Consider the following 5536-nt stretch of genomic DNA (forward strand, 5'->3'; position numbering starts at 1 on the left):
GTAGCGGAGCAGGAAGGACATCTGATGGAAATGGAAGCCACGCAAGCACCTTAAAATCACCATCATACACTAAATCAGTAAGTTGGCAGCATTACCCGCCTTTGGTATTGTCTATATTTCCAGCCAATTAGCATTGTCGCGAGATATTCCCCTGACGGGTATGTTGATTGCCTCGGCGATCGGTATTTTCAGTTGTCCATTGGTTGGATGGTTATCAGATCGTATAGGTCAAAAAAGTCTGTATTTGTCGGGAGCAGGATTTTGTGTCCTGTTCGCGTTTCCTTTCTTCTTATTACTGGATAGCAAAAGTACGCTCATCATCTGGTGCAGTATGATCCTCGGCTACAACTTAGGTCCGACGATGATGTTTGCCGTGCAGCCAACACTTTTCACCCGCATGTTCGGTACCAAAGTACGATATACCGGCCTTTCTTTTGCTTATCAATTTTCCGCGATTGTTGGCGGACTAAGCCCCCTTATCGCCTCAAGTTTGCTGGCGCTAGGGGGAGGAAAACCGTGGTATGTCGCTCTGTTTTTATTTGCTGTCTCAGTTCTTTCCTTTGTTTGCGTCTGGCTGATTGAGCCGACCGATGAACAAGAAACCGCTTCTTACCGCTACATCAGGGAACAATCTCATGAAAACTGAACGAAAAAACGAGCATTACCTGGCGCTACAACAGGCGTTTGACGCGCCATGGCCTGGGCCTGTAGGAGAGTTAGTGACGCTGGAAAAAGGCAATATTCACCTGCAGATTTATCCGCATGATGGTGCCAGGATAACCTCGTTAAAGGCATTTGGTTCTGAAGTATTACGCCAATGGCAGCCGCAGCGCAGAGCTTTTCAGTATGGCTGTTTCCCAATGGTGCCGTGGGCAGGGCGACTGGGGAATGCGACGCTGAATGCTGGTGGGCAATGTTATTCTTTACCCGCCAATAAACCACCACATGCGTTGCATGGTATGGCTTGTTACTCAACGTGGGAAATCATCGACAAAACAGCAGATTCCCTGACTTTACGTATGCCCCTGGCTTCACCGTGGCCCTGGCAAGGGGAAGTGATTCAGACTTTTTTGCTGGAGAACGATGCGCTGGTTTTGCAACTGGAAGTCCATTCATATGCCGATACATTCCCGGCCTCCGCTGGCTGGCATCCGTGGTTTGCGAAAAAGCTGACTCCGCAAAATACAGAATCGTTGCAGGTGCTTTTTGATGCGGACTGGCAAGAAGAAGCGGGTAGTGATGAACTGCCAACTGGAAATCGTATCTCTCCTCAAGCCGGTCCCTGGGATGACTGTTTTGGTTTTTATAACGGGGTGAAGGTTAAGTTACTGTGGCCTGGTAAACTCGCGATGACCATGATCTCTTCTGCAAACAGTCTGGTGGTATTTGATAAACAGCCCGATGCCACCTGTATTAACCCGCTGACTCAGGCACCTAACGCAATAAATCTAACGCCGGAATTGGTGACACCAGATAGGCCGCTGGTCATCGAAACTCGTTGGCAATTTACACCTGAATCTTAACCATTCATCTATTGCGAAAAAGCCAGTGAAATTACTCTGCTTTTTCGCAATCAGCATCACAAGATTACCCTTATTGCCACATAGCCAAACCCATCCTTTCCCGCTACAGTTAATTTCTTGTGGCGCGAAAGGAGGCAAAAATGCTCTATATCTTTGATTTAGGTAATGTGATTGTCGATATCGACTTTAACCGTGTGCTGGGAGCCTGGAGCGATTTAACGCGTGTTCCACTGGCTACGCTTAAGAAGAGTTTTCATATGGGGGAGGCGTTTCATCAGCATGAGCGTGGGGAAATTAGCGACGAAGCGTTCGCAGAGGCGCTGTGTCATGAGATGGCTCTACCGCTAAGCTACGAGCAGTTCTCTCACGGCTGGCAGGCGGTGTTTGTTGCGCTGCGCCCGGAAGTGATCGCCATCATGCATAAACTGCGTGAGCAGGGGCATCGCGTGGTGGTGCTTTCCAATACCAACCGCCTGCATACCACCTTCTGGCCGGAAGAATACCCGGAAATTCGTGATGCTGCTGACCATATCTATCTGTCGCAAGATCTGGGGATGCGCAAACCTGAAGCACGAATTTACCAGCATGTTTTGCAGGCGGAAGGTTTTTCACCCAGCGATACGGTCTTTTTCGACGATAACGCCGATAATATAGAAGGAGCCAATCAGCTGGGCATTACCAGTATTCTGGTGAAAGATAAAACCACCATCCCGGACTATTTCGCGAAGGTGTTATGCTAAAAACCATTCAGGACAAAGCCAGGCACCGTACCCGTCCACTATGGGCCTGGCTAAAACTACTCTGGCAACGTATTGATGAGGACAACATGACAACCCTGGCAGGTAACCTTGCCTATGTGTCGTTGCTCTCATTAGTGCCGCTGGTTGCCGTTGTTTTTGCGCTTTTCGCCGCTTTTCCCATGTTTTCCGACGTCAGCATTCAGTTACGTCACTTTATTTTTGCCAACTTTCTGCCTGCTACTGGCGATGTTATTCAGCGGTATATCGAACAATTTGTTGCCAATTCCAACAAGATGACCGCCGTTGGGGCGTGCGGGCTGATCGTCACCGCGTTATTGTTGATGTACTCCATCGATAGCGCGTTGAATACCATCTGGCGCAGTAAACGAGCGCGACCAAAAATTTACTCGTTCGCCGTGTACTGGATGATTTTAACGCTGGGGCCGCTGCTGGCAGGGGCCAGTCTGGCGATCAGTTCCTATTTGCTCTCCCTGCGCTGGGCGAGCGATCTCAATACTGTCATCGACAACGTGCTGCGTATTTTTCCGTTGCTGTTGTCGTGGATCTCCTTCTGGTTGCTGTACAGCATTGTTCCTACCATCCGCGTACCTAACCGCGACGCGATTGTCGGCGCGTTTGTCGCCGCACTCCTGTTCGAAGCAGGAAAGAAAGGTTTCGCGCTTTATATCACCATGTTCCCGTCATATCAGCTCATTTACGGTGTGCTGGCGGTGATCCCCATTCTCTTTGTTTGGGTCTACTGGACATGGTGTATCGTCTTGCTTGGCGCGGAAATTACTGTCACTCTCGGGGAATACCGCAAACTAAAACAAGCAGCTGAACAAGAAGAAGACGACGAACCATGATTGCATTAATTCAACGCGTAACCCGTGCCAGCGTCACCGTGGAGGGAGAAGTGACGGGCGAAATTGGCGCGGGACTTTTGGTGTTATTGGGTGTCGAAAAGGATGACGACGAACAGAAAGCAAACCGTCTGTGCGAGCGTGTGCTCGGCTACCGCATCTTTAGCGATGCCGAAGGCAAGATGAATCTCAACGTGCAACAGGCGGGCGGCAGTGTACTGGTGGTTTCCCAGTTTACCCTCGCCGCAGATACCGAACGGGGGATGCGCCCAAGTTTCTCCAAAGGCGCATCACCGGATCGCGCAGAGGCGTTATATGACTATTTCGTCGAACGCTGCCGCCAGCAAGAGATGAACACGCAAACAGGACGCTTCGCTGCCGATATGCAGGTATCGCTGGTCAATGATGGCCCCGTGACATTCTGGTTGCAGGTATGAGCCAGCTTCCAGGGTTGTTACGGGAAACAAGAGAGAGTATCGCTATGTATCACCTTCGGGTTCCACAAACAGAAGAAGAGTTAGAGCGTTACTATCAGTTTCGCTGGGAAATGTTGCGTAAGCCCCTGCATCAACCAAAAGGTTCGGAACGCGACGCGTGGGATGCGATGGCGCATCATCAGATGGTCGTCGACGAGCAGGGGAATCTGGTGGCGGTAGGCCGACTGTATATTAATGCCGACAATGAAGCGTCCATTCGCTTTATGGCCGTTCATCCCGACGTGCAGGACAAAGGGCTGGGGACGTTGATGGCGATGACCCTGGAGTCGGTGGCGCGTCAGGAAGGCGTTAAGCGCGTGACCTGTAGCGCCCGTGAAGACGCGGTGGAGTTTTTCGCCAAGCTGGGGTTTGTTAATCAGGGAGAAATCACCACACCAACCACCACACCGATTCGCCATTTTTTGATGATTAAACCTGTTGCCACTCTGGATGATATTTTGCATCGCGGCGACTGGTGCGCGCAGCTGCAACAGGCGTGGTACGAACACATCCCGCTTAGTGAAAAAATGGGCGTGCGCATTCAGCAATATACCGGGCAAAAATTTATCACCACCATGCCGGAAACCGGTAATCAGAATCCGCACCATACGCTGTTTGCCGGGAGTTTATTCTCGCTGGCAACGCTCACCGGTTGGGGGCTTATCTGGCTGATGCTGCGCGAACGCCACCTCGGCGGAACGATTATTCTGGCCGATGCGCATATCCGCTACAGCAAGCCGATTAGCGGTAAACCTCATGCGGTAGCCGACCTTGGTGCCTTAAGCGGCGATCTCGACCGTCTGGCGCGCGGACGAAAAGCACGGGTGCAGATGCAAGTTGAAATCTTTGGCGACGAGACGCCGGGTGCAGTGTTTGAAGGCACGTATATCGTTCTGCCCGCGAAGCCATTTGGCCCGTATGAAGAGGGCGGGAACGAAGAAGAGTAGCTTATGGAGAGGGGCGGTGCTGCCTCTCTCATTCCGGTCATTTACATCATTCCCTGTCTATGCCGGTAATATTGAATAAGAACTCTATAAATTTTTATTCTTCGTTGGCACCATACGTGTCTTGCTACATCACTGTTCAGGAGCATTTAAATATTATTTGTAGAGCTGAGTGGCAATTATCGCAGATAATGCTTAACTCATCATCTTAGTTCAGGTTTGAGCGATTTTTGATAGTCAAAACCTCCTCTGGTGCCATACTTTCCTCATAAATATTTTTAAAATCTATAGCTCACAAACATTATGCAAAGATAATGGGCTGGCATCATTGTCAGTATCATTCATTTACTGCTCTGTATGTTATGAATCATTATGTTGTATGTTTGCTCTTAAACCGTGGGAAGGAGGCTATAATGGTTGCCAATATTAATCTCATTAAACAAGAAAGTTATTCTGTTGTTAATTTAGAAAAACAACTTTCCCGAACTGTTACCAACAAAATTATAACGATGAGCAAGTAAAGACCGGTTGGTGGCAGTACTGACCGGTCTGTGATGAAAGATTAATTTCACCTTAAATCCTGGTGCTGTTAGGATGCTGACGTTTTTCGGCTACACCATTCAGATTATGCAAATAAATATCTCTGAATATAATATATTCATAGCACCCATAATTCATCCTGGGCGATAACTAAACCATTTTTGAGTAATAAATGAAACAACTGCAACACTCTTATTATTTCTGGAAAAAGCCTCGCAAAAACAAAACAACATGCAAAAATCCGCTTTTTTTTAATGATTTTCCGGCGTAATTTTCGCACATACATTAATGAGTAATATAGGTAAGGTGGTGGTAATGGCGATGAATACGGTTTTTCTTCATTTATCAGAATGAGGTGTACTGGCAATAGCGGATACTACCATTTGTTCTTTTTTTAAGCAGCCATCTGATGATATTTTTCCCTGAAGGCTGCCGGGGAGATATTCCCCA

At 48.5% G+C, this 5536-nt stretch carries 5 protein-coding genes and 2 pseudogenes; all 7 read left to right on the forward strand.

The features are described from left to right. Positions 1-97: 97 nt before the first annotated feature. A pseudogene (locus BGK49_RS08870) lies at positions 98-646 on the forward strand (MFS transporter); the annotation flags it as partial. Continuing rightward, the gene (locus BGK49_RS08875; protein ID WP_000846262.1) at positions 636-1523 is read left to right on the forward strand and encodes an aldose 1-epimerase; all 888 of its coding nucleotides are present in this window, start codon (positions 636-638) and stop codon (positions 1521-1523) included. The pseudogene BGK49_RS08870 and the gene BGK49_RS08875, both read left to right, overlap by 11 nt. Before the next feature lie 140 nt (positions 1524-1663). Beyond that, a complete protein-coding gene (yihX, locus tag BGK49_RS08880) occupies positions 1664-2263 on the forward strand; it encodes a glucose-1-phosphatase (RefSeq protein ID WP_001315111.1) in 600 nt (199 codons plus the stop codon). Continuing rightward, on the forward strand, positions 2257-3129 hold the full coding sequence (locus BGK49_RS08885) for a virulence factor BrkB family protein (RefSeq protein ID WP_000920762.1): 873 nt from the start codon (positions 2257-2259) through the stop codon (positions 3127-3129). The genes yihX and BGK49_RS08885 overlap by 7 nt, the downstream gene beginning before the upstream one ends. Next, positions 3126-3563, forward strand: coding sequence for a D-aminoacyl-tRNA deacylase (gene dtd / locus BGK49_RS08890; protein ID WP_000560983.1), 438 nt, complete (start codon positions 3126-3128; stop codon positions 3561-3563). The genes BGK49_RS08885 and dtd overlap by 4 nt, the downstream gene beginning before the upstream one ends. 44 nt (positions 3564-3607) lie before the next feature. Continuing rightward, positions 3608-4549, forward strand: a complete 942-nt coding sequence (fabY, locus tag BGK49_RS08895) for a fatty acid biosynthesis protein FabY (protein WP_001297068.1) — start codon at positions 3608-3610, stop codon at positions 4547-4549. Positions 4550-4908: 359 nt separating this feature from the next. Then, positions 4909-5025: pseudogene (locus BGK49_RS30955) on the forward strand (hypothetical protein); the annotation flags it as partial. Positions 5026-5536 lie beyond the last annotated feature (511 nt).

The sequence above is a fragment of the Shigella sp. FC1544 genome, from assembly GCF_001722145.1.
Classification (GTDB): domain Bacteria; phylum Pseudomonadota; class Gammaproteobacteria; order Enterobacterales; family Enterobacteriaceae; genus Escherichia; species Escherichia coli.